The organism is Aliihoeflea sp. (genome assembly GCF_052435475.1).
In the GTDB taxonomy this organism is placed as follows: domain Bacteria; phylum Pseudomonadota; class Alphaproteobacteria; order Rhizobiales; family Rhizobiaceae; genus Aliihoeflea.
Genome location: NZ_JBQVMV010000043.1, coordinates 299 through 1,022 on the forward strand (window position 1 = coordinate 299; position 724 = coordinate 1,022).

Genomic DNA, 724 nt, shown 5'->3' on the forward strand with positions numbered 1-724 from the left:
TCGCGATCGTCCGGCCGGGCCCGATCCAGGGCGACATGGTCCATCCCTATCGCCGCCGCCGAAACGGACAGGAGGAGGTCACTTATCCGACGCCCGAGCTACGGCGCGTGCTCGAGAAGACGCTGGGCGTCCCGCTCTTCCAGGAGCAGGCGATGCGCGTTGCGATCGAATGCGCCGGCTTCACGCCGAGCGAGGCCGATCTCCTCCGCCGTGCGATGGCGACCTTCAAGCTCACCGGCGGGGTCAGCCATTTCCGCGACAAGCTGATCGATGGCATGGTCGGCCGCGGCTACGACCGCGAGTTTGCCGAAAAGACCTTCAAGCAGATCGAGGGCTTCGGCTCCTACGGATTTCCCGAGAGCCATGCCGCGAGTTTCGCGCTCATCGCCTATGCCTCGTCGTGGATGAAATGCCATCATCCCGACGCATTCTGCGCCGCGCTGCTCAACGCCCAGCCGATGGGCTTTTACGCGCCCGCGCAGATCGTCCGCGATGCCCGCAATCATGGCGTCGAGATCAGGCCCATCGATGTCAATCACAGCCGCTGGGACTGCACGCTCGAAGAGACTGCCAACGGCAAATATCATGCGGTGCGTCTGGGCCTGCGCATGGTCCGCGGCCTCGCCAACGAAGATGGCGCCGCGATCGCCGCGGCCCGTGCCGGCGTACCCTATAGCAGCGCCGAGGAAATCCAGCGCCGCGCACGCGTCGGGCGCGGAGCGCT

1 protein-coding gene is annotated in these 724 nt (G+C 66.2%); it reads left to right on the plus strand.

The window, feature by feature from the left end; translation table 11 throughout:
* Nucleotides 1-724: helix-hairpin-helix domain-containing protein (locus tag ACT6QU_RS19440; protein WP_444837027.1), on the plus strand; the 724-nt coding region annotated here is incomplete at both ends.